The organism is Paenibacillus sp. FSL H3-0457, from assembly GCF_037981725.1.
Lineage (GTDB): Bacteria > Bacillota > Bacilli > Paenibacillales > Paenibacillaceae > Paenibacillus > Paenibacillus amylolyticus.
Genome location: NZ_CP150283.1, coordinates 1,918,782 through 1,941,879, shown reverse-complemented (window position 1 = coordinate 1,941,879; position 23,098 = coordinate 1,918,782). Strand labels below are relative to the sequence as shown.

The 23,098-nt window shown below is 47.5% G+C and carries 21 protein-coding genes; 3 read left to right on the top strand and 18 right to left on the bottom strand.

The genetic code is table 11. The features are described from left to right. Window positions 1-17: 17 nt before the first annotated feature. Complete coding sequence (locus MHH25_RS08795; protein WP_340019815.1) at window positions 18-1,124, top strand: MFS transporter; 1,107 nt, start codon at window positions 18-20, stop codon at window positions 1,122-1,124. A gap of 26 nt (window positions 1,125-1,150) precedes the next feature. Here MHH25_RS08795 and MHH25_RS08790 read toward each other — a convergent pair whose 3' ends face one another. After that, window positions 1,151-1,759 carry a DUF1349 domain-containing protein gene (locus tag MHH25_RS08790; protein ID WP_100529551.1) on the bottom strand — a complete coding sequence of 203 codons (609 nt, stop codon included), beginning with the start codon at window positions 1,757-1,759 and terminating at the stop codon, window positions 1,151-1,153. A 223-nt stretch (window positions 1,760-1,982) separates the two neighbouring features. On the opposite strand from MHH25_RS08790, the gene MHH25_RS08785 reads away from it, so the two are divergent. After that, on the top strand, window positions 1,983-2,249 hold the full coding sequence (locus MHH25_RS08785) for a hypothetical protein (protein WP_017689713.1): 267 nt from the start codon (window positions 1,983-1,985) through the stop codon (window positions 2,247-2,249). Between the two features lie 92 nt (window positions 2,250-2,341). On the opposite strand, the gene MHH25_RS08780 is transcribed toward MHH25_RS08785, so the two are convergent. From MHH25_RS08780 to MHH25_RS08735, 10 genes are all read right to left on the bottom strand, one after another. After that, a complete protein-coding gene (locus MHH25_RS08780) occupies window positions 2,342-3,304 on the bottom strand; it encodes a glycosyl hydrolase (protein WP_340019813.1) in 963 nt (320 codons plus the stop codon). Window positions 3,305-3,332: 28 nt separating this feature from the next. Beyond that, entirely contained in the window at window positions 3,333-4,343 is a 1,011-nt protein-coding gene (locus MHH25_RS08775) for a carbohydrate ABC transporter permease (protein WP_084174508.1), read from the bottom strand. A gap of 28 nt (window positions 4,344-4,371) precedes the next feature. Beyond that, window positions 4,372-5,271 carry a sugar ABC transporter permease gene (locus tag MHH25_RS08770; RefSeq protein ID WP_340019812.1) on the bottom strand — a complete coding sequence of 300 codons (900 nt, stop codon included), beginning with the start codon at window positions 5,269-5,271 and terminating at the stop codon, window positions 4,372-4,374. Next, the gene (locus tag MHH25_RS08765) at window positions 5,268-7,853 is read right to left on the bottom strand and encodes a DUF5696 domain-containing protein (RefSeq protein WP_340019811.1); all 2,586 of its coding nucleotides are present in this window, start codon (window positions 7,851-7,853) and stop codon (window positions 5,268-5,270) included. The genes MHH25_RS08770 and MHH25_RS08765 overlap by 4 nt, the downstream gene beginning before the upstream one ends. Before the next feature lie 14 nt (window positions 7,854-7,867). Continuing rightward, entirely contained in the window at window positions 7,868-8,488 is a 621-nt protein-coding gene (locus MHH25_RS08760) for a Yip1 family protein (RefSeq protein ID WP_047842213.1), read from the bottom strand. Further along, window positions 8,469-9,935: an NHL repeat-containing protein gene (locus MHH25_RS08755; RefSeq protein ID WP_340019810.1), complete on the bottom strand. Its 1,467-nt coding sequence runs from the start codon at window positions 9,933-9,935 to the stop codon at window positions 8,469-8,471. Before MHH25_RS08755 ends, MHH25_RS08760 begins: the two co-directional genes overlap by 20 nt. Before the next feature lie 11 nt (window positions 9,936-9,946). After that, window positions 9,947-10,810 carry a carbohydrate ABC transporter permease gene (locus MHH25_RS08750; protein ID WP_017689719.1) on the bottom strand — a complete coding sequence of 288 codons (864 nt, stop codon included), beginning with the start codon at window positions 10,808-10,810 and terminating at the stop codon, window positions 9,947-9,949. Window positions 10,811-10,812: 2 nt separating this feature from the next. Next, window positions 10,813-11,724 carry a sugar ABC transporter permease gene (locus MHH25_RS08745; protein WP_047842211.1) on the bottom strand — a complete coding sequence of 304 codons (912 nt, stop codon included), beginning with the start codon at window positions 11,722-11,724 and terminating at the stop codon, window positions 10,813-10,815. Between the two features lie 75 nt (window positions 11,725-11,799). After that, a complete protein-coding gene (locus tag MHH25_RS08740; protein ID WP_340019809.1) occupies window positions 11,800-14,727 on the bottom strand; it encodes an extracellular solute-binding protein in 2,928 nt (975 codons plus the stop codon). Between the two features lie 125 nt (window positions 14,728-14,852). Further along, a complete protein-coding gene (locus MHH25_RS08735; RefSeq protein WP_340020478.1) occupies window positions 14,853-16,232 on the bottom strand; it encodes an extracellular solute-binding protein in 1,380 nt (459 codons plus the stop codon). A gap of 527 nt (window positions 16,233-16,759) precedes the next feature. Between MHH25_RS08735 and MHH25_RS08730 the strand changes: the two genes are divergently transcribed. Next, window positions 16,760-17,800: a LacI family DNA-binding transcriptional regulator gene (locus MHH25_RS08730; protein WP_235193769.1), complete on the top strand. Its 1,041-nt coding sequence runs from the start codon at window positions 16,760-16,762 to the stop codon at window positions 17,798-17,800. A gap of 116 nt (window positions 17,801-17,916) precedes the next feature. Here the strand turns inward: MHH25_RS08730 and MHH25_RS08725 are convergent, their stop codons facing one another. From MHH25_RS08725 to MHH25_RS08695, 7 genes are all read right to left on the bottom strand, one after another. After that, on the bottom strand, window positions 17,917-19,095 hold the full coding sequence (locus tag MHH25_RS08725; RefSeq protein WP_338708170.1) for a DUF4272 domain-containing protein: 1,179 nt from the start codon (window positions 19,093-19,095) through the stop codon (window positions 17,917-17,919). A gap of 21 nt (window positions 19,096-19,116) precedes the next feature. Next, window positions 19,117-20,337 carry an RtcB family protein gene (locus MHH25_RS08720; RefSeq protein WP_340019807.1) on the bottom strand — a complete coding sequence of 407 codons (1,221 nt, stop codon included), beginning with the start codon at window positions 20,335-20,337 and terminating at the stop codon, window positions 19,117-19,119. A 177-nt stretch (window positions 20,338-20,514) separates the two neighbouring features. Next, window positions 20,515-20,937 carry a hypothetical protein gene (locus tag MHH25_RS08715; protein ID WP_264930265.1) on the bottom strand — a complete coding sequence of 141 codons (423 nt, stop codon included), beginning with the start codon at window positions 20,935-20,937 and terminating at the stop codon, window positions 20,515-20,517. Window positions 20,938-21,045: 108 nt separating this feature from the next. Beyond that, on the bottom strand, window positions 21,046-21,483 hold the full coding sequence (locus tag MHH25_RS08710; RefSeq protein WP_339286250.1) for a GNAT family N-acetyltransferase: 438 nt from the start codon (window positions 21,481-21,483) through the stop codon (window positions 21,046-21,048). Window positions 21,484-21,519: 36 nt separating this feature from the next. After that, window positions 21,520-21,945 (bottom strand): GNAT family N-acetyltransferase, encoded by a 426-nt coding sequence (locus tag MHH25_RS08705; RefSeq protein WP_036669633.1) that lies wholly within the window; start codon window positions 21,943-21,945, stop codon window positions 21,520-21,522. A 16-nt stretch (window positions 21,946-21,961) separates the two neighbouring features. Further along, window positions 21,962-22,492 carry a CDP-diacylglycerol--glycerol-3-phosphate 3-phosphatidyltransferase gene (gene pgsA, locus MHH25_RS08700; RefSeq protein WP_340019805.1) on the bottom strand — a complete coding sequence of 177 codons (531 nt, stop codon included), beginning with the start codon at window positions 22,490-22,492 and terminating at the stop codon, window positions 21,962-21,964. Next, window positions 22,492-23,037: a ClbS/DfsB family four-helix bundle protein gene (locus MHH25_RS08695; protein ID WP_340019804.1), complete on the bottom strand. Its 546-nt coding sequence runs from the start codon at window positions 23,035-23,037 to the stop codon at window positions 22,492-22,494. Before MHH25_RS08695 ends, pgsA begins: the two co-directional genes overlap by 1 nt. Between the last annotated feature and the right edge of the window lie 61 nt (window positions 23,038-23,098).

Below are 23,098 nucleotides of genomic sequence, written 5' to 3'. Positions count from 1 at the left end.
AAAAGGCGGTGGATTTAATGAAAAAAATTATCTTTCCAGGCATTGCACTTATCGCTGTATGTTATGCATTCGGGCGATTCAGTTATGGATTGTTTATGCCGGAAATTTCGGAAGCCTTACAATTAAATGATGCAGCCTCTGGCGCGATTAACTCAGGAACGTATATTGCCTACTGTCTGTCCCTTCTAACTGCACCACTGTTGATTAATCGCAAGGGACATCATTATGTCATTCAATTGGCAGGGATCAGCGCAGTGCTCGGATTAACCGGCATTGCCCTGGCTCAGAATGCATGGGTTCTTACATTTAGTATATTTCTAGCAGGTTTGAGTACAGGCTGGGCCTCTCCAGCCCTCGGTAACACGGTTAATGCCGAGCTTGCTCCCGAGCTACAAGCAAGAGGCAACAGCTGGATTAACACAGGGACCAGCTTCGGAATTGTAATATCAGGTCCACTCTACTGGCTGTTCACGGATTACTGGCGTCTAACCTACATCCTGTTTGCTGTAATCGGTGTTGTGGTTCTTTTGTGGAACAGACGTGTTATTCCGGCAACCAAGACACTGCCTTGTACCAAGTCTCTCTGGACATGTATGAAACCTACCAGACCAGGGTCTGCTCTGCTCATGGCTTGTCTGTTGACAGGTTTCAGTTCTGCAATCTACTGGACCTTTGCCCGGAACTTCCTCACAGACGAGAAAGGGGCCTCCGATTCGGAAGCCGTGTTGTTCTGGATTGTGATGGGGGTTATGGGGATACTCGGTGGATGCGCTGGTCGCATTATTGAACAGTTCGAGATTGGGTGGTCCTACCGAATAGGCATACTTTTATTGGCTATTTCGCTCGGGGTTATCCTTCTGCCTTCAATGACTGCCAGTCTCATCTCTGCGATCATATTTGGCAGCACGTATATTTTCCTGACCAGTGTATTTATCGTTTGGGCGACGAGACTATTCAGTCCAAATGTGTCCATCGGAATTAGCCTTGCCTTTCTCGCGCTGGGTGTTGGGCAATTTCTTGGCTCATCCATGGCAGGGTATACGATCGAAGTGTTTTCCAATACAACGGCATTTCTGGCCTTTGCTATACTCGGTCTGTTCGGAATGTTAATTCGGGTGAAATAAATGACAGAACAACCTTCTGATCGCTGTTATTTTACCCGGCGAACACTTCCGGTCACCCCATGTTGAAGCTCTACGTCTGTAAAAGTAACCGTGGTCCCTTGCCCAATGGGGGATTGGGCCACAATGCCAACTTTGATCTCTTCCGGGCAGTCGAGTCCGAAATAACGAACCAGCTTCCACTTCTCTCCATCCTGAGAATAATGGAAAGCAAAACTGTTGCCTGCCCGGGCTACACGTAAATAAGGCTTGCTAACCTCTACAGGTGCGGATACACAATCATCCGAGTTACCACGAGTAACAACACTAAGAATAGACGGCTGTTCTTCAAAATACTCAAAGCAGACTTTAGCCCAATTCGTATCGTCCACCCTCACCATCAGGCACCCGGAGTCATACTGTTCTTTCATGTCCACCTGTACTTGAGTGACGATGCTGAAATCTCCTTTGACTATCGTATGTAAAAATGGAGCTGAAGCTTTCACCGGCTCACCACCCGGATCAATGAAAAAGTCACTGATTGGCGAAACGGTTATCGTTACTTTGCCGTCTTCAATGGACCAATCTGCTGGCTCGTTCAGCCATCTCAGGTTGGCAGATAATGTTTGACCTGAACAATGTTCGAATAGATTCGTCATGTGGCACACCCTTTGTGTTGGAGTATAAGTTCTCTAATTCCTCTATTTGTATTCGATATGTATCATGGTTAATCCTGTATGTTTTACATCAAGTTCCCATCCCTGATATCAGTTGATAGAAATCGTCACTCTTTATTATTAATAAGGTAATTTTATCCAAAATATGATAAACTGGACATACGAGATTACTTCAATAATTTGAATCACAACAGGAGGTCATCCTATGTTTGGTGTTAACGTGAAAAAAGTAGAAGATCAACTGGTCATCCGGTGGCAGTTTTCCAAAATTGAAATTCCCATCACACATATCACATCGGTCACCCTGGATGATACGTACGGTGGAAGCGAACCATCCGCCATTCGGATCGGTCCAGTCAATGGCACAAGCGAGAGGATTCTGATCCGCACAGTGAATCAATCGTATATTTTGTTCACTTCCAGCGTGACTTTACATACCAATATCCAAGCTATGTTACACCCGTCAAACTAAATGGTTGTTCAACTTCTAATGTTTCAGGGGTGATGGGTTCCATTAACAAATGTGCGCTTCATTGATTCCAATTCAAGTTGGACATGGGATTCTTATAACCAACTCCACTTCGGTAACTGATCGAGCGTAATGACCTCTTTGCTATGGTACAATTCCTTCAAAAACGTTAGTTCATTATATGTCCCGTCTCTCAGGAATCCACCTGTCCAGGTACAGAACCAACTCCAGTGTACATCCTGCTCCTTCATCTGCTTAGGATCAGGGATGGAGCCGTTCTCGGCCAGTGCAATGATTTTACTATCCTTCACAAGCTCTCGCAGGTTGGTGTAACGTGCCGCCAGCGGGCTGTGATCTCCCGCTTCTGGGTATACATCTACACTCACAATATCCACGATATCATCACCCGGATACCATTCCGGTTTTTCCGAGTTCCAGACCCAGATAAGATTGTGCAGCTGATGTTCTTGAACCAATCGATCATACAACAAACAATATAACTGTTTGGCAGATTCGGGGCCTTTCGCTCCCCACCAGAACCACCCACCTTCTGCTTCATGAAGTGGTCGGAATAATACAGGCACACCAGCATCCTTCAACTCTTGCAAATGTGTAGCAATAACATCGATATCCCGAATCAATAACTGATATGCTTCCGATTCAGTATCAGCTATCGCGGAGGCAAGATCATAGGTTGTCGCGTCCGTATAGAACCCCCGCCACCACTCTTTACCCGGTTCATCGATCAGATCCGTCGGTGCGTTCCAGTGCCAGCATAATGTCACGATCCCGCCTTGTTTATGCCAGTCTATCGCATCCCCAATCTCTTGGGAGACCGCACCGCGCTCTGTTCTTGATGGCGAATATTCCATGAGATCAAAGCCAATCACAGCTGGTTTCCGGCCTGTATTTTCATTAATCCAGTTTAGATTGCTATAATCCTGCTGGCCTGACAACATCCCTTTTTGATAACGCTCTACCAGGAACGCCATCAGTTCTTTTGCTTCGGGAGTCGCTGCTTTATTCACCGGAACTCTGCTGATCTCACGCACTGTCATCTCTACACCTCCAATTGGATTTAACATGTTAACCCACTACACCAGAACGTTCAATACTCTCCACGAAATAACGTTGCACAAACAGATACAAAATAATCAGGGGTGCAATAGCCAGCAAAATGCCTGTATCGACAATCATCGCCACATAGTTTGGATCGGCCTTGATGCCCGAGTTCGAGCCAAAGCCCATCAGCTGCGGAATCAACTGGTTCGCCTGAGCAGGTAAGGAAGCCACTTTCAGCGAGATCAGTGGACTTTCACTCATGAATAATGCCGAATAGAAGGTATCGTTATACTGCCATACAAACGAAAACAGAATAACCGTAATCAACGGCGAGATTGCATTGGGCAGCATGATTCGAGCAAACGTTTTGAATCCACCTGCGCCGTCAATCAATGCAGCCTCCTCGATTTCCTTTGGCATGCCCTTGAAGAACTGACGGAAAATATAGATGAACAGCCCCGCCTTCAGCCCTCCCGCTGTAGCAGCCGTGATCATGGAAGGCCAATACGTATTCAGCAGATTGATGCCATTTTTTCCAGAGAACAACTGGATGATGCCCAGAAAGTCAAAGCTGCGGAAATGCAGATACATTGGCACCATAAGTGTGCTTGTCGGCACCAGAATCGTCAGAATCACAAGGATGAAGAGTACATTACTACCCGGAAACGAAAACCGGGCGAAGCCATATCCGGCAAGTGCACAGGATATCGCTGTCAGAAGCGTTGTGATGGTAACAAACAATAACGTGTTCGCCAGCAGAGGCAGGTAATCCATCACTTGCGCCGCTAGCCGGATATTATCCAATGTAAAGTGCTGGGGAATCATATAGATCGTTGGATTGTAGATATCCTGTTTATCCTTAAACGCAACTGACACTTTGAGAAATAACGGGTACAAAATAATAAATGAAATGCCGATGACCAGTGCATATCTGAATATGGAATAGAGAAGGTCCGATGTCTTGTTTCGCACCCGATGCATGTGATAATTCTGCTTCGGAACTACCACCATGCGATCTGTCCCTGATGCAGCCATAATCTGAAGCCTCCCTTAATGTTAACCGTCAGTTGTAGTGAACCCGCCGTGACAATACCCAGCCCACTACGATCAATACAAGACCAATCACCAGTGTGTACAGCCAGGACATCGCCGAGCTTAAGCCAAAGTTCTGGGTTTTGAATGCAGTTTGGTAGATGGCCTGTGTGACTGGACTCCCGGCAAATGAATCAATGATCGTATAGATGACATTTGTCAGAATCAACGGACTGACCATGGGAAATGTAATTTTCCAGAATGATTCATAAGCTGTCGCCCCTTCGATCTTCGCAACCTCATACATCGATCCCGGTACCGATTGCAACGCGGCAAGGAAGATCAGAATCTGTACACCCGAGCTGCTAATAATCTCATAGATTCGCATGATGGCTTCAACGATGTAATCCACATAGGCCATCGGTAGTCCCACATCCGCCAGCATCCGCACAATGGATACCACGTTGAACGAAGCACCGCCATCGGCTGATGCATCCACCGCACTCGCATCCCCCATCAGATTGATTAATCCCGCAGACTCAGCTGCTGCAACTGCACTGGAAGCCAAAATAACCGGCAGGAAAAAGATCGCACGTGCCATCGTTCTGCCTCTGAACTTCTGGTTGAGCAGTGTCGCCGTGAACAGACTGAAGAACAGAATCATCGGCACGTTAAGTACCATCGCTCCAACTGAATCCACCAGAATCCGGTTGAATGTAGCATCAACCAGAAGTGCATCCTTGAAATTTTTAAATCCAACGAAGTCCAGAACGTACCCGCCCGGAGCAACGGACAGATTACTCAGACTGAACCGAATCGATTGCAGGAGTGGTGTGGCAAAGAGGAAGATGAAACCGAGCAGCCACGGAGAAATAAATGCAAGTCCAAGCAACGCTCTCCGTGACTTCAGCGATAATCGAATGCTTCTCATCGGTTCACTCCTCCCACCACATAGTCCGTCCCGCCAACCGTTGTTCCATCCACGGTTACTGCATCCGCATTGTAATTCACAAGGATGGATGTACCCCCAGTATAGGTGATCCGGACAACGCCATCCTGAATGCGTTCATGCTTGAGAATCTGCTCATTCGCCAGATTTCCCAGCACTTCATTGGCCTGCTTATACAAGGCAACGGCATCATCCACCCAATATACATACTCCGTTGCATATGCCGAATCATAATTCGTCAGCTTCAGCCTGGATGATGGTTCATAGGTCCATTGAAAATATGGAGCTGCCCCAAGCTCCAGACTGCGCAGCAACTGTTTGCGGAGATCCTGATCCCCCGACGTGTTCATTGGAGATGCCGCATAGTTCATGTATCCATGAATGACCATCGCATAAAAAGGAACTTCTTCATCGGTAATATTGAACCGACTCGACCCTGCGGGTGCATTCACAACATGTTGTGCACTTCCCCAAGCGTAGCTATTTGCTGCGGATACCATCAGGTTCGGATAGGACTGTTCCAGCTTGCCCAACTGCTCCTTCACAATGTTTTTCGCCGTCTCTCGATGAATCACCCGACTATCCCGATAATCTGAAGTCAAGACCTGCCCGAGATCACGAAGGGATAATCCACCGAGGTCCAGTTTATTGAATTTGTCAGCAAACTCACTCACCACATAAGGAAGCTTGGCCGCTGAAAGCAAATAATAGCTGTCCTTACTCTGATCCATGCGATTAAGCGCAGGATTGTATGGATACAGTTCTGCTGTCTCCTTCGTTACAAACCGAGCTGCATCCGAGGAAGGAGCAAAGCGCAAATCATCGTGATACATGTGCTGGAAAGCCACATCCGGGAACAGAGCTCCACCCGACTGCTCCAGCTTAGCTGACAATGCTTGTATCTCGGAACGACTACCTACTTCCCTGTCCAATTTCACCCGGGTTGGCGTATGATGGCTGATGCCACCACCGAACCATCCCTGATAACGCATTTGTACGCGGTTCACACCTTCCTGCTGTAACTTCGTCGCCATTTCGGTGGCCTGTTCGTACGTCGTCATGGCTAAGGTGGTCCGATAGGGAACGCTTAGGAACGAAGCCTTTTTGTCCACTGCACCAAGCACATCCACATAGAACGGCAACTCCGTCTGTTCTGCGAGCGGCTTCAGTACATCCTGCTCTATCAACTGCTGCTGATACAGGCGGGCCATACCCGAGTAACTGGCCTCTTCTCCTTGAAGGAAATGATAGCGCACCTGAATATCTCCACGGAAAGGCTCTTCGCTAAGTAGCTGAATCTCCTGCATTTTCTGCGAGGTATACATCTCCAACTCATCCTCCCCCCGCAGGGAGAAGGTCGCATGCACATGGTTGTAGCTATTCTGTCTGCCTCCAATATCTGCGGAGATACTGGCGATGCCGTCCCCTTTTTCAATGACTGCAAACCAGGCATGCTCCCCGTTCTTCAGACCAAACACAGGCATATACGCTGATTCACTAACCTGAGGACGACTAAGCGAATTATCATTCGGGTCTGCGCCATAGACGCGCTGTACATACTGCTCTTCCTGGGTTTTCCCGTTGTTCAGGTGGATCAGGCTGCCGGAACCGTCCGGCACGAGCATATAACCCTCGCCCTTTGTATCCGCAGCACCAAAATAAGCGAGCAAATCAATATTCCGAATGCGGTATTGCCCACTTTCTTCTATTTGGCTTAGAGGTACAGTCACAACAAGCGCCCCTTGATCCAATCGGTATTCCACAGAAATGACAAAGCTGGGCTTATCCGATACACCTCCGCCTTCGACTCCATTCTCCTGATTGTCAAAAGCCAGATCGTCCGCAGTGTACCCCGCCGTCTCAAAGGCACCCAGCATCTTGTTCAGCACAAGTTGCTTCGAGATCTGTCCATCCAGCCGCTCCAGAATATCCGGATTGTTCTTGGTTGGATAATATCGGGCAGATGTGTATCTTGCGACAGTAGCATCCAGCTTGGAAAGAACCTTCTCCTCCAGTCGCTGTTTGCTAATCAACTTCGGCAGCGCATCAATGCCAAGTGATGTATCACCAAGTGTATAGTTGACCCGAATCCCTTGATCGATCTGACCCACTGTGAATTGTTTGTTGCTAATACTCGAACTGAAATTCGGAAAGTTCTCCAGTGTGCCCATCGAATCCCGGAAAGACACATTTAACTGGGACGACAGCACCTCTTTTTCATACGCGGAAGCAAGACCGTCCTCAGCCCGTTCTTTCGGATTGCTGTACCAGATCTCTCCACTTTTCCCGTCACGTACTGCAATTTCCGTTGTCTCCTCGTTATAGTACAGGGCGAGTCTCTGATCTTCGGCGACCAGTTGCATACCAGGCACACCCTGCGAGGAGTCGCTAAGGAACTGCAATGTTTCCTCCGTGACGGGCATGGCTTGGGTTGTCGTATCCAGATAAGCCGCGGCTTCTACGGCAGGAACTCCCCTGTTGTTTATATACAGCAGCCCGGCTGCAATCATGATTACAGCTGTACCACCAGCCAGCACCGTATATAATCGTTGCCTTTTGTTCACGGATGCCGCCTCCTTTAGGTCCGAAAAATCAACTCGCGGTAAATGTTATAACCGAATTCGTACAGCTGTTGCAGCATGCTAAAGACCAGTGCGCCAAGGAATACAATAATGCCCATCACAATGAGTGTCAGCACCATCGTAATGATCGTTTTAATCACCGTGTACTGGTGCACCGTCATCATGCCAATGAACAGAAGCAACACAAACCAGAAGAACGCAATACTATTGAACAGATAATAAAAAGCAGTCTCCTCCTGCACCATAAAACGGCTGATCACGATCATTGGGGCATAGATCAGAATAACCGGAATGAGCGAGTAACCTGTCGCCAGAACGATTTCCTTGAACTTGCCTTCCCCTTCCATCAAAGTTGTTACCGCCCAGTTGGCCATGCACCATAGAAAGAAAGGTACTGCAACCGTGGCGATTTCGATGATGCTGTTAATCGTACGAGGATCGATGTAATTAACGAGAAATCCTGCGTACTGCTTTTGCAAAATCATCATAACAATGGTAAGCGCCAATGCTGCAAAAGCAACAAACAGCCGTCCCCGGTTATCTGACTTGAGGTCCCAGAATGCATCAATGGGGTGAAAAATGAGATGCAGCGGAAACTTAATGAAATCCTGCTTCACGATCAACCTGCCTCCTCCGTCTCCATTTAACCGTCACCCGGGTCAGGATCAGAATGACAATCAGCGCGATTACAGCGGTCAGGAATGTACCAAAATGTTCCTTCATCATCTCCCGCCGATGCCTCTTGAACGCCACAGAATAACTCTTGCGATCCATCCCAAGTTCAAAGTAACCTAGCGCTTCCTCGTTTTTCTTCTCCATTAATAAGGACTTGCCGATACCAATATAGGCGATGTCATAGTTGGCATTCAGCTTCAGCACTTCTCGCCATATATTCACGGCTTCCGTGTCCTCGCCCCGATAGTGGAGTGCCACCGCTTCATTCACACGGGCACCAAAACGGGTTGGCTCATAGACAACAAGGTTGTTCTTGCCCCGATCCAGAACCAAGTGATGCTCACCTGATTGTTCAATCGCGACAGGTGTTTTGAGCGTGCCCACCTGATTTCCTTTGCCACCGTATATGTAGAGCAGATGACCTTCATCGTCGTACGTGAACACCCGGTTCTGTGTCGCATCCAATACACTGTACATGCCGTCGCCCAGCACTTTCACATCGATCAGTTTGGATGGACCCGGATTGTTGCGGAACCGGATATCGCCTTTGACATCGTAATAACCAAACCGCTTCAGTACATCTTCACCAGACGGATTCAGCCGTTTGATCGGTTCATTTGAGCCGGGATCAATATTCGTTGCATACACAAATCCTTTGTGGTCAATATCCGCATTGGAGAACTCCGTTGGAACAAAGAGAACCATCTGTGCGCGCTGGGCTTTGGTTGATAACATGCGCCAGATATATTCGCCGTAGTCCCGCTCCACTTTGTTGGTACCGACATATCCGATAAATTTCCCACTCTCGTCAAACTGCATAATCCCTTCGTAGACCCCCTGCGCCACAACATACACTCGGCCTACATGGTCCACCGTCAGCTTCAAAGGCTGGAACTGGAATTGGGTCGACAGGATATCCGACTTGGGCTTCGTGATGGTTTGAATCAGTGTCCCTTCTCCATCCAGGACAACCACACGACCGTTGCCTGTATCGGCGACGTATATGCGTTCTTGCTCATCCACGAACAATCCGCCCGGAAGGTTGAAGGTCTCCTTGCTACCATCCATCATGAATCCATCAATGACGCGCAGCAGCTTAAAGTCTGGGTCCAATACAACAATTCGGCTGTTGCCACTATCCAAAATATAGATCAACCCGGAGGGTGAAACGTTCACATCACCAGGGTCTTTAAACTCACTAATGCCGAGATCACGGCCTGATATGGTACGCTCGGGCAGATAGGCATCTGGTGAAGGTACAGCCTCTTTCCAGTAGTTGTAGTTATAACTCTCATACGGCGCCGGGGAGGCCGCCGCAGGCACGGCATTCACCAGCAGCAGAGATACTGCCGTCAGGAGAACAAGCCATCTTTTCACTGTGCGTGCCATATCGTTCCCCCTTAATCCTTCATGCCCGAGCTCGCCATCGTCTCAATGATTCGGCTCTGAGAGAAAATAAATAGCGTGATCGGCACACTCATCAAAATCAGTGCTACCGCAGCACCCGCTCCTGCCCGGGATATTCCGCCCTGAATAATCTGACCTGCTGCATAATGCAGGGTCTTGAGCTGCTCGCTGTAGATGTACCCATTGCCATCACTGCCCCATAACATCTGGAACAGCAGTATGATCAATGTAAGCCAGGCTGGTTTCACATTGGGCATGACAATGGACCAGAAGATTCGGTATTCACTGGCACCGTCAATCTTGGCTGCTTCCAGCAGTGCATCCGGGATCTGCTCCATGAACTGTTTCATCAGATACAACCCGAGTGAATAGGCAAATGCCGGAATAATAACAGCCCAGTACGTGTCGATCCATCCGAGCCATGACATGATCATATAGTTTGGAATTGCCGTTACCGCAGGTGTGAACATCAGTGACAGTACGACCACTTGGAACATGAATACTTTGCCCGGAAACTTGTGTTTGGCAAGTGGGTACGCCGCTGCGGAAGCTAGCAGTACATGGCCTACGATACCGATGCCTGTAATAAATACCGTGTTGAATATATAACGTGAGAAAGGCACCCACGAGTCACTCAGCAGATTCAGCAGATCTGTAAAGTTGCTGAACGTGGGATTTTTGACAAACAGCGTTGGTGGAAAGGTAAAAATCTCATCCAATGGTTTAAATGCATTGTTGATCGCATAGATCAACGGCAGCACCATGAAGGCACCAAAAACGAGCAGAAGGGCAAACAGGGAGAGGCTTCCCGATAGCGAACGATTCACGCGTTTTTTGCCTGTCGCAATTGCAGCCATAGCTATTCTCCCACCCTTCGAAGCAGTTTCTGTACCAGCAAGTTGGTGCCCACCATAATCATGAACAGCACGGTGGCAATCGCCGATGCATATCCCATCTCAAACCGCGTAGTACCAAAGTCGATCAAATGGGTCACCACAGTCTCTGCCGCATAGTTCACACTTGGGAACCCGGCCAGCGCGATCGACACATCGGCCACGGCAAACGAGGTTGTCAGCTGAATGACTGCGCCGAACATCAACTGTGGACGCATCGAAGGCAGGGTAATGTACCATAGTTCCTGCCAGCGATTTTTGATCCCATCCACCGCTCCCGCTTCGTACAATGTCCGGTCCACCGTCTGCAAACCAGCGATAAACGCCAGAAATCCGGTTCCGAGACTCAGCCATAGCTGCACGAGAATGAGAATAGGCATAATGTAGGCTTCCGTCTTCAGCCATTGGATTGGCTCCAGCAGAAAACCCCATTTGATCAACAGCCCATTGGCAATACCATAACGATCTCCCGAGAAAATCATCAGCCAGATAAAATACACATTGCCCGAGATGGAGGGCGCGTAGAAGATCAGCGTCATGAACGCTCTCCATTTCGGTGTTAACTCATTAATGATCCACGCGAAGACAAAGCAAGCAATATAACTGATCGGCCCGGTAATGATGGCGAACAACAACGTATTCTTGATTGCAATCAGGAATACATCATCCTCCAGAAACAGGCGAGTATAGTTCTGCCAGCCAATAAAACGCGGGAATTCCAGCATGTTAAAGTAGGTGAAGCTGAGTATGATCGAGATGACAACCGGAATCACGGTAAACATGAGGAACAGGAGCATATAAGGTGCAAGCAGGACATAGGAATGTTTGCTGGCCTTCATTTCCTGGAGCTTCCAGCTCCACCACGATTTCATGCCCATCCTTGACGCTTTCTCAGGAGGACTGTTTTGTCCGTCTCGGAGTGATATTTGTGGCACGATTAACCCTCCCTCTGCTTACGGAAGACCAAATTCATTACGTTTGACTCGAATCTCGTCCTGAATATATTGGGTATAATCCATGATGGATTCCCTGGCTTCCACTTGGCCAACAACGGTTTTGTAAAATGCATTGAACAGATGGCGGCCTGTAAAATAACCACCGGGTACTTCAGGAATGCCCTTCACCGTTTCGAATTGTGCCTTGAGATTGGCGTAATCCTCCGCAGGCCACGGCAGGGAATCCAGCGCCTTGATGTTGGCCGTTGGATACCGGGCAGCGGCACCCATCAGTCCTTCCATCTCCCGTCCGAATTCCGCCTGAATCGGTGTACTGGTCCACCACTTCATGAACTCCCACGCCGCATCTTGATCCTTGGCACTCTCCAGCATCATGACCGCGCTGCCTCCACCCGGTACATCCCGATTCAAGGTTCCATCCGCCTGAACGGTTCCCGGGACAGGAACGAATCCCCATAGTCCGCGAATCTCCGGTGCAAATACGGACAATTGGTTGTACATGGTGTAATCCGTTAGTCCGATAGGCATCTGTCCTGTCCGGAAACGGTTGGCAAAATCATATTCCCGCTCTAACTTGTAATCGGTATAGAACTCCGTCCACTGCTTGAACGTCTCAATTCCGATCCTTGAATCCAGATCCGACTCCTTGTCATCGTTACGATAGAAGGCGCCGCCGTTCTGAAGCAGCATCGTGGCATACTGCGAGTTCGGCGGAATATTGACACCTTGCATATTCGCCTGGGTCACAATCGGCATACCAAATTCCATATGATTCTTGCTCAGAATCGCGAGCAGAGCTTCGACATCCTCCCAGTTCTGAGGCACTTCAAGTCCGAGTTCTTCGAGCACGTCTTTACGATAAAACAGCATGTTAAAGGTTTGCGTTTCCGGCAGGGCATATACGCCTGAATCATAGGCATACGGCACGATTGCACTTTCCCTGAACTCCTGTTCCACGATGCTATAATCACTGAATTGCGTCAGATCTACAGCCGAGTTCCGCATCGCAAAGTTCACCGGCAGATCATTGCCGATCTGCATCGCTACATCCGGTCCTTCACCGGACAAAGTCGCTGGCAGCAAGGTTCCCATATTCACCAGCTTCAGATTGACATTGATACCACTGTCTGGTGTGAAGGTCTTGTCAATCATCGCTTTCATCGTATTCGCCTGATCACGTCCGCTACCAATCCAGACGGTTACCGTACGCTGATCTTCAGATGTAGCTACATTACCAATCTGGTTATAATCAATGAAGAACGAATGATAGAATATCTTGGCTTCATGACCAAGCTTGGCAAGTGGCCCCATACCTGTTCCGGGAATATCTTGGTCAATCGAAGTGACGTACAGTGCGTCAATCTCAAGGGGCTGCTCTCGTGCCTGCTGCACCCAAGTTCCGAGTCCGCCCGTATTGGTTTTGTAAGCCGCAAGCCGTCTTGGAATGGTATCCGGCTTGTCAATCATCTCGTCCAGTTGCAGCGCCATCGTCTTGATCAGCGCTTCCTGATCGCTGGACTGTCCTGACAAGAGACGAAGCTGTGCAGCCACGTCCTTGAGGCGTTTACTTTCTCCGCTGAATACTTCCAGCAGGTTCGGGATCTGCTTTTCCACCCGATAGTCCCGGAATTCATCAGGCTTCGTGCCTGTAATCATCAGAATGCGTCGGTACATGGAGTTCAAGTTGTACAGACTGTCCTCCACATTGCGGATAAGCGGTGCGAAGTCACCGAGGCTGTTCTCCAGCCGCAGCACATGTTTTCCTTTGTCCAAGTGAAACTTGTATGCATCCTTGCCGCCCATCACGTCAATACGATAGTCACTTTGATAACGGAAAGGTGCTTTCGCCATCTCTGCAAACGGAACTTCACCATCGATGGTCAGTTTGCGTGTAGAATAGATGCCTTTGACAAAATTCTGCTGTGCGGTAAAACCGATATGATACAGTCCACTTTCCGGCACATCCACTTCCCATTCGATCCATTGTCCTGGCAGACGCCAGTTAAAGCCGCCAATCGTATTAATGCGTACTTGGGAAGCGCTGTAAGGAGATACAGCAGAACTTGACCTTTCGCTGGTCGGGTATAACGTAGGTGAAGATTTGGCAATCGCGGCTTCTCCTTCAATGCGAATAAGTATATCCTTCGGCTGCCCAGAGGAATCCGATTGTTGTGCCCCCGCAGTTTCCGCGTAAGGAACAGCTGTCTTCTCATTGAAAAGACGAATGGACCGAATCACCATGGGTTCGCGTGATGATTTTAGCGTTAGCGTGTGTTCCCCTTTTTCCAAATAAAACTTGAATGGAGTCTGTTCGTACCCGTCGGAGTCCTGAAACGTTTCTTCCAGCCAGCGTGGTTGCTCCACTTGTCTCGGGCGAAGGTCATTGCCTTGGTTATCCTGTTCAACGACATCTTTCTCATTCGCCCATACCCGGTCAAACTGCAAATAGGCGGCTTCTGCAAAAGGAAGTTCACCATCAATGTACAATGCACGCTCAATGGCTGAACTCTTGCCTTCAACGGGAAAATAGATCGTGGACAGGTTATACAGCCCAGTCTCCGGCACATTAATCGTCCAATCGACTTGTCCGGTCTCTCCGGTATGGAGAGATACACCATCCATTCCTTCATAATTAGTCAGTTTGCGGACGTCTTCACCTTCGGCTTTTATGTAATCTCCTGCTTCAATGGTGATGTCCACATTCGGCTGTGTAGCCTGATCCGTTCCGGATCGATACTGTTCGTATCCCTTTTTCTGCCGGGTCTGCTGCAAGACTGCATCCACTTCAATGGCAGGCAGACTGCCAGGTGGAATGTTTGCACTCTTTCCATCAGCGCCGGAAGTTATATATAGAATGATGCAGGCTGCCGCCACGATGATTACTGTGGACAATATCCATGTCTTACGTTGTAGAATTCCAGCCATCCTACGAGTCCTCCTCATCAAGGCTGATGCCAGCAATGCCGATTTGGTGGTTCAGGAAAAGGGGCTCCGTGCAACATTGCCGACACGAGCCCCCTGCCTGAATCGTTTGCTGGTGATAAGTGTTGTTATTGTTTGCCGAGTTTATCAATTGCAGCTTGTGCCTGTGCTTTGTATTTCTCGGCTGTTGCTGTCACGGAAGCATTGTTTTTGATGATATCGTTCACATAATCCCCGAAAGGGTATCCTGTGTAGGCATCATCCAGCAAGATGCGGCCGGTTCCAGCGATGTGCTCGCGAATGATCGCAATATCCTTCTCGTCGGTATAACGACTCTCCAGATAATCTTGACCTGGATACTCTTCAATCTGCGGGATGTCGAAGGTCTCTTCATAGATTTGGTAGACGATCTTTGGATCTTCCACACCTTTAGGAATGAACTTCGCTGATGCTGCGTTGTTTGCATACGTTACCTCTTTGCTACCCTGTGGCCCGTTCGGAATCGGCACAACACCAACCGCAAAGGTGAGATCGCCCAACTGCCATTCAGCAGCGGTGAACAGAGCTACATCTCCATCTTTGAACGTATTGCTTTCCTCCCAATTGGTTTTGTCGCCGGTTTTGACCTTCACGACATTTTCCACGTTATACAGGCGTTTGACAAATTCGGCAGCTTCAATCGTTTTCGGATCGGACAATCCTTCTTTGCTATTGGTATCATCCACGACTGTTCCACCATTGGCTGCGGTAAAATGACGAACGACATCAAGCGCCCAGCCAGAAAATCCGTATACGTCAGTTTTGCCATCGTTATTGGTATCTTTGGTTGCCTGTTTGGCAAGTTCCATGAACTTATCCCAATCCCATTTGCCTTGGTTATACAGTTCTTGAGGATCAGGCAAAGATAATTTTTTGAACAAGTCACGGTTATAGTGAAGTCCCAGACCAATGCTGGTTGGAGATTCGAAGGCGTATTCGTTGCCTGCAATGGCAGGAAATTTTGCAATCAGGTTAGCCTCTTGGTTGATGTTATTCTCAGGTGTAGTGAATTCGGAGATGGGCAATAGTTGCCCTTTGAGGATGGCGGGTAGTGCAGATTTGTACTCCATCTGAACGATGTCGGCGAACGGTTCGCCAGCCAGTGCAGACGTTGTGAATTTGTTCATGTATTCTTCAAAAGGTACGTTAACAAACTCCAGTTTCACGTTGTATTTCTTCTCGACCTCTGCAATTTTATCAAGTCTGGCCTTATCGGAGGCCGTCTCTCCCGCCGGTTTCAAGTCCCACCAGGCCGCGACCTTGATGACACGCCCACCCAGATCAGGCACATTAACCACAGCTTCTTCCGCTTCGCCCTCTTTCTCTGTCTCAGCGACCTCAGTGCTGTTACCTGAGTTCGTTGTTCCCTCTGCTTCGGTCCCCGTCTGCGCTGTCCCCCCACCACTGCAAGCGGATACAAAAAGCATCACAGCCAATAACATCAGAGGTAGAACATTCCATCTTCTCATCATGATTTTAACAACCTCCCCGAATGTGTATACCAATCATGGTTCACCCCAAATCGTTAACCCCATTCATCAACCAATCGAAAATAAAAAACCACCACCATTTGTTATTTCTTTGTTTGCTTTTGACAAACAAAATTTAACACAGCAAAATGTAAGCGTCAACATTTTTGTTGTTAACATTTTCTAATTTCTCTGATAAAATGCTGATTAAGCTGTAACATGCCTGTGTCACAGCTTATTCAATATCCTGGACTCTAAGTACAAACATATTAAACCATGATTCTAACTTTGTTTATTTTGTTATTTTTATAAAATAACAAAATAATAATTAAGCAGACAAAATTCGTCATACTATCTGAAAATATGCTTGCCGTCACGTTGAACGTTCATCCTAAAATACTGTGCATCACTAACATTTTGAATTCTCTGTCCGTTATTAGATTAAGAGAAATACATCATGCTATACTAGAATCGTTGGATATCGCTCCAAATAAGGAATACGGCAGAACTACGAGTGTAAGGATGGTATGATGAAGACAAAGGTAACAATTCAGGAGATTGCACATTTTACGGGTTTGTCGAAATTCGCGGTGTCACGAGCTTTGTCTGGAAAATCGGGCGTTAGCGATCAAACGAGGGATGTCATTCTCAAGGCCGCTGGCAAACTTGGATATTTCAAAGATAACAGCATGTTGTCTGGTGAACTGTATAACAGCCATGAACTTCAGGAACCAAAGAACACACGTTCAAGCGGAACGATCTTGATTTTGTTCCCCAATGTTCGGTACCAAAATCAAGACTCCGTATACTGGGGCCCCGTCTTTAACGGGATCTCTTCCAAGCTGAACCAAAAAGGGATTAATATTCTGACCTTAACGGAACCCTCAGCAGACCAGCTATTTACCCTACTCAACCCGGATGCCATTCGAGGGATCATTACCGTTGGCTCTATCTCGACCCCGATTCTGCTTGAAATCAAGCGTCTCAGTATTCCGGTTGTGATGGTGGATCATCTGGACCCTGTTTTTCACAGTGACAGCATATTCACCGATAACTTTGCATCCATGCGAGAGATCATGCTCTATTTGCTCCGCAAGGGTTTCAAAACATTCCAGTTCGTTGGCAATATCGGGGATGCTCATAGCTTCTATGAACGCTGGATTGCGTATACTTCTGTGCTTATGGGTCATGGGATGGAAATACATCAGATTCCCGAGCTGAGTAATCAGGCATTGGATGAGTTCCGCCAGACGTTCACTTCGGTGATCAGTGAGGATAACCTGCCTGAAGTGTTTGTATGTGCGAATGATTTCTATGGGCTATACACCATAGAAGCCCTTGAGAGTATGGGTATTCGTGTACCCGATCAGTGTGTTGTCACGGGATTTGATAATCTATACGACAATATCCCATTACTTGCCACAGTTAATGTGAACAAGGAGTTACTCGGTGCGCGTGCAGTGGATCAGATGTTATGGCGCATTGCGAATCCAGAGAGCAATGTCGAGAAAAAGTTGATTCTTGCTGATGTCATTATTCGTGAACAGTTTGGCAGACATAGTGGGTAATATGGCAGAATATCAAATACCCTTTAACCGTATTTGTGCGGCTAAAGGGGTATTTGCATTGTTGTATGTTGTGTTATGTTTTGTTTATTTACAATAGGCCGTCACATCATCCCGTTCTACGTATCTGTACGCACATCATCCCACGCCAGATCCAGATAACAGATCAGCCAGTTCAATGCACGGTGACGTTCATAAGCCACTCCACCATTCAGGCCAGCGGGAGGTGTTTTGTCATTCACCCGACTATCCACGCACACCCAGTTATAACGGTAGATCAGATCTGCTTCATCCAGAATCTCGCTTTTGTTACGCAGAGATGCATCGGAGAGAAAGTCGGTAAAACTATCCTTCTGCTGCAAATAACCGACATCCTTCCCTACGTTACATAACTCCGTTGGTGCACCTAGTTCCTTCACATAACCAAGCGCCCACAACATTACGTGGTACGCTTCATATCCCCAAGAGAAGGAGATGATCTCCTGCTGCTCTGCTCCGTGCTGGTCGATAAACCTCTTCTCTGCGGGTGAGAAAAAGGATTCAGCCTCATACTTGTCGATCACTTCCTGAACCAGTGCTGCGGTATCATCCGCACTTTCGCCGGCTCCCAGACACTCACCCTTAAGCGCGGCAAGACATAGGGCAACCGCACGACGCGCGACTTCCTCTTTACTCCGAATCGTGGTGTGCTCGTCTCCGGCCCTTACGGGCAAGTTCGCATTATACGGAATGCCTTGTTCAGTCAACAGTTGCTCTGACCGCGCTTTACGTTGAATGCCCGACTCCGACTGCGGTCTGTTACCGTCAAGGAAACTGGTGTGCGCTGTCACCGTGTAATCCTCCACCTCTGATTCTCCATTCACATCCAGCAATAGCTGACCTTGTGCATTCAGCAGAGATCCACCTCCCCAGAAGATAACAGCATCCAGCGCATCAGCCAACCGTAATAACTCGCCGAAGAATTCTTCCGAGATATCCTCTTCCGTCTCAATACCAACCACCATGTTCAATGTGGAACATTTGATCAATACCTTTTCCTGGAGCGAAGCATTGCGCCCCTCAATCTGACTCAAAAATCCAAGCATGCCCTGAATCATTGTCGTAAATTCCTCAGGATGTGTCTGGCTGGTCATGATATTAAAGCCTTTGGTTTTCTTACTGAGCCATTTTTTCTGAGTCACTTGAATATGGGTCTTATCTTCCCGGCGTTCAATCGTACCCTCAGGATAAATGGATTGAATCAATTCAAACAGCTGATCTAGGTCAAACTGAGAGCTATATATCGCACAATTCCTCATGAAGTTCACCCTCTTTTCTAACTAATCCTTGTATGGATCGAATTCATTACCTCCGGCCATGGCGACACCAACGGGACGCAGTACATGGTTGATCTTCAACGTATTCGCATGTGCGTTCAGTACGTCTTGTAGCTTCTTGTACACAAACGGACTTTCATCTGTGCCCGCTCCCCGCACCTCAACACCATAAGCACGAATTGCCTCATGCATCTGTGCTTCGCTAATCTCACCGCCCATGCGTGTACGGAGTTTGTAGTTCATTTTGCCAGCCGCCTGGGTTCTGCTCATCGTCCGCCCTGCTCCGTGCACAGTGCTGCGGAATGATTCGGTATTCTCCTCGCTGTGGATGCCCTCCACAATTACCGAGATATCTCCCATGCTTCCTCCGACAAAACCGAGTTGCCCGGGTGCCAGTGGCGTTGCACCTTTGCGGACCACAACTACCTCTTCACCCATGTGTTGTTCCTTCCAGGCAAAGTTGTGATGATTATGAACGGCGTATTCAGCACTTGCCCCGAGAATTCCGAGCACCTGTTCAATGACATAATCACGTCCTGCATAGGCGTATCTGCCCGCCAAAGTCATTCCATCCCAATACATATCACCCATTTCGCTGTTCAGGTCAAACAACGTAGGCGGTTGATCCATCGATTCGCCCGGCGCTTTGCCACTGAACTGACGCCCTGCGGCAAGGTTAAGGAACCCACTCGCCACTTTATGACCGAACCCGCGGCTGCCAAAATGATTTGCAATCCACACCTTCCCCGTTGCCTCTTCTACAAAAATATCCACGAAATGATTGCCACTGCCTACGGTTCCGAGTTGGTTGCGTGCAAGTGTCTTCAGCTTATGTTGTAATCCCGGTTCAATGGTATCAAACAGCTTCCAGCTCGCGTCGTCGAACAGCTCATGATCCACGGGTGTTGGATTGTTACGACCCACGCCGAAAGAAATGGTCGAATTGATGTCATCCATGATCGTTACAATCTGATCCCGAATATCTTCCCACATCAGATTTGTACGCACAGCCTTATTGCCACAGGCAATATCATATCCGACACCTGACGGGCTGATCATATTCCGATAAGCGACAACACCACCGATGGGTTGCGAGTAACCTTTGTGATGATCGGCCATCAGAGCCACACCCAATACATCTCCATATTGCGAGCAAGTCACCGCCTGACTTACGGCGTTCTCCAGCGGCTCCCCCCAGACTTTAATGTTATCTACGATACGCATGATTGTGTTAACCTCCTATGTACTTTTTTTTCAAAATACATCTTTTAATTCTATACTGTTGTTCTCATTAGTTTAACAAAGATCAGCGTGACTCGAAACGTCGTCTTCCTTCAGTTCACCATTATCTGCGCATTAAAAAAAGAGAGCTAGGCTCCCTTTCTCACGGATGGTTCCTATTCACTTCTTGCTAATCTTAAACTTGAACGCCCAAGTCGCTGTGTTACCAGAATATCGACCTCTGTTCTCGGTCACCACCACGGAAAGTGTCTTGTTGGTTGATTTGGAGAACGAAGATAGTTTGACGTTAGTGCTTTTACTCCCGTAATCGGGAATTTTGTCCTGTTCTTCGGCGATGGCCTCCAGTTTCAACGTACCTGTGGATTTCAGATTTAAGGTGACCGATGAACCCTCTTCCAGATCTTTGCCGTTCACACTTGCTCCGATGGCCCACTCATTACCGACAGAGTTATTCTCGACAAGCTCCGCGCTCACCAACGTCACGGTTACCTTGACCGTTTTGGCGGCAGCATAGGAGGTTGGGGAACATACGGCGAATACCAGGCTCAGAATCATGAAAACATTAGCCCATTTTTTGAACACAAGAGTGCCTCCCTCTTATTCGTTTCTTTTATTAAGACTATGCCTTATTCGCCGTGTTCCTTAAGTAATCCTTCCACTTGTGTAAGAAATTTTCACTTGAACTGTCTGTTAAAGATGCTTTCGGTAACCCTGAACCTTCTCATCCTTGAAACCTAACTTCTCATAAAATATATGTGCTTCCTTACGCTGATCGCCAGACACCAGAATCATGTAACCACAACCCATATCTTTTGCAATCCGCTCAATCTGGAGCATTAACCTCTGCCCAATGCCCTGCCTGCGTACCTGATCCGATACAATCACATTCTCCACAACCATGAACGGTTTGCATGGCCCCACCAGATCCATACACTCAACCCCCATAACGGACCCAACCAGCTTGCCATTGTAAAATGCCCCAAGCACATGATAATGACCATTCTGTTGTATGTAATGGAACATCTTTTTCATCTGCTGCTCATTAGTAGGCATTCCCATCAACTCATGGTATAGCTGGCTTAGTGCCGGTAAATCTTCAAGTTCGATTCCTTTAATGGTAACCATCATAACCCTCCTGATTTTTCCTATTTCGTATGCTTTGTCTTAAGTGAGGTCCTTTTTAAAATAATAATGACTGTGTCCAGTCGGTGCATTCTCGATCGTTGTGATCAATTGGTAGCCATGTTTCTTGTAAAATTCCGGTGCTTGATAGGAGAAGGTGTTCAACATGACAAAATCACAAGATTTCTCTCGCGCAATTCGCTCAACTTCAAGCAACAACTGTGAACCATATCCCCGATGCCGTTGTTCAGAATCCACCCAAAGAATATCAACCTCCAGCCAGTTCCAGCAAAGTGTGCTAAGCACACCTGCAACAATCTCGCCGGTCTCATTTTTGATATTGAAATTCAGTTCTTCGTACCGATGCCTTAATTCCTCGCTCACATGTGCAGCATTAAATGCGATAAGTTGCTGGCGAACATACTCTGAATCCTCTGAAGTACTTGGATTAATATTGATTTGGGACATCTCCTAATCACTCCTTTTATCTCAACAGTTTATAATTTACGATAATGTAATTCATTCCGGATAAGAGAGTAACGCCTGTTGCACCCCATAGTAATGCCACATCCACTCTGATATCAATCAGCAAACTAAACGGAACATTATTCAACAAAATGGCAATGATGGCTGCCACCTGAAGCACCATTTTGATTTTTCCATAACGATCAGCTGCAAGAGCAATACCCTGTTCTGTGGCTACCATTCGCAATGCAGTAATGACAATTTCACGTCCTATAATGATTACAGCAATCCATGAACTGATCATATTCTCCTGAACCATCATGATCAGCGCTACCGCAATCAACAGTTTATCCGCCAGTGGATCAAGCAACTTTCCCAGATTCGTGATCTGATTATATTTTCTCGCCACATATCCATCCAATTTATCCGTACCAGCTGCTACTGCAAATATAATTAGTGCAATCATCACGCTTTGCTGATTGAGAAAACAGATCATAAACAATGGAATCAACGCGATTCTAGCCAACGTGATTTTATTTGCCAGATTCATTAGACATCTATTCTCCCCTCATCCATGTTGGCTAAGTGACCTTTTTTCCATTTACGAATTCGGGTCCGAAAGGATTTAAAAGGAGCTACCGAATTAATCTGGATCCACTTCACCATAGCCCATCCGGGCTTGGTCCCCGTCCACTGTCTTATCCCTTGTACAAATAATTCCTCTTCGCTCAGCGAGTCAATCCAGTTCTGCCATTGTTGTTCTATCTCCCGAAACAAAGAGCGCAGCTCCTCCAGCGTACACCCTGAATACTTTTCGTAAAATGATTCATTTAATGACCCTAGTTGGTTCCATTTATATCCTGGGGCCGGCATATGACATTCATTTCCCAACTGTTCATTTCGCTCCCAACCCATCACCAGGTTCATCCAACCTAACTGGTACGCGATCATCTGGGCAGGCGTCTTATCTACACCTTCAACCCACTTATCTTTGTCGCTGTTATGGATGTCATTGAACTCACCCTCAAACAATTCATAGGTGCGTCGAATCGTCTCACTTAACTCTTTCTTCGAGGCATATAGAACTCCAGGCACGCTACTCCACTCCCCTCGTTTCACCGTTATACATGAATCAGAAGCATGGACTCTATCATCA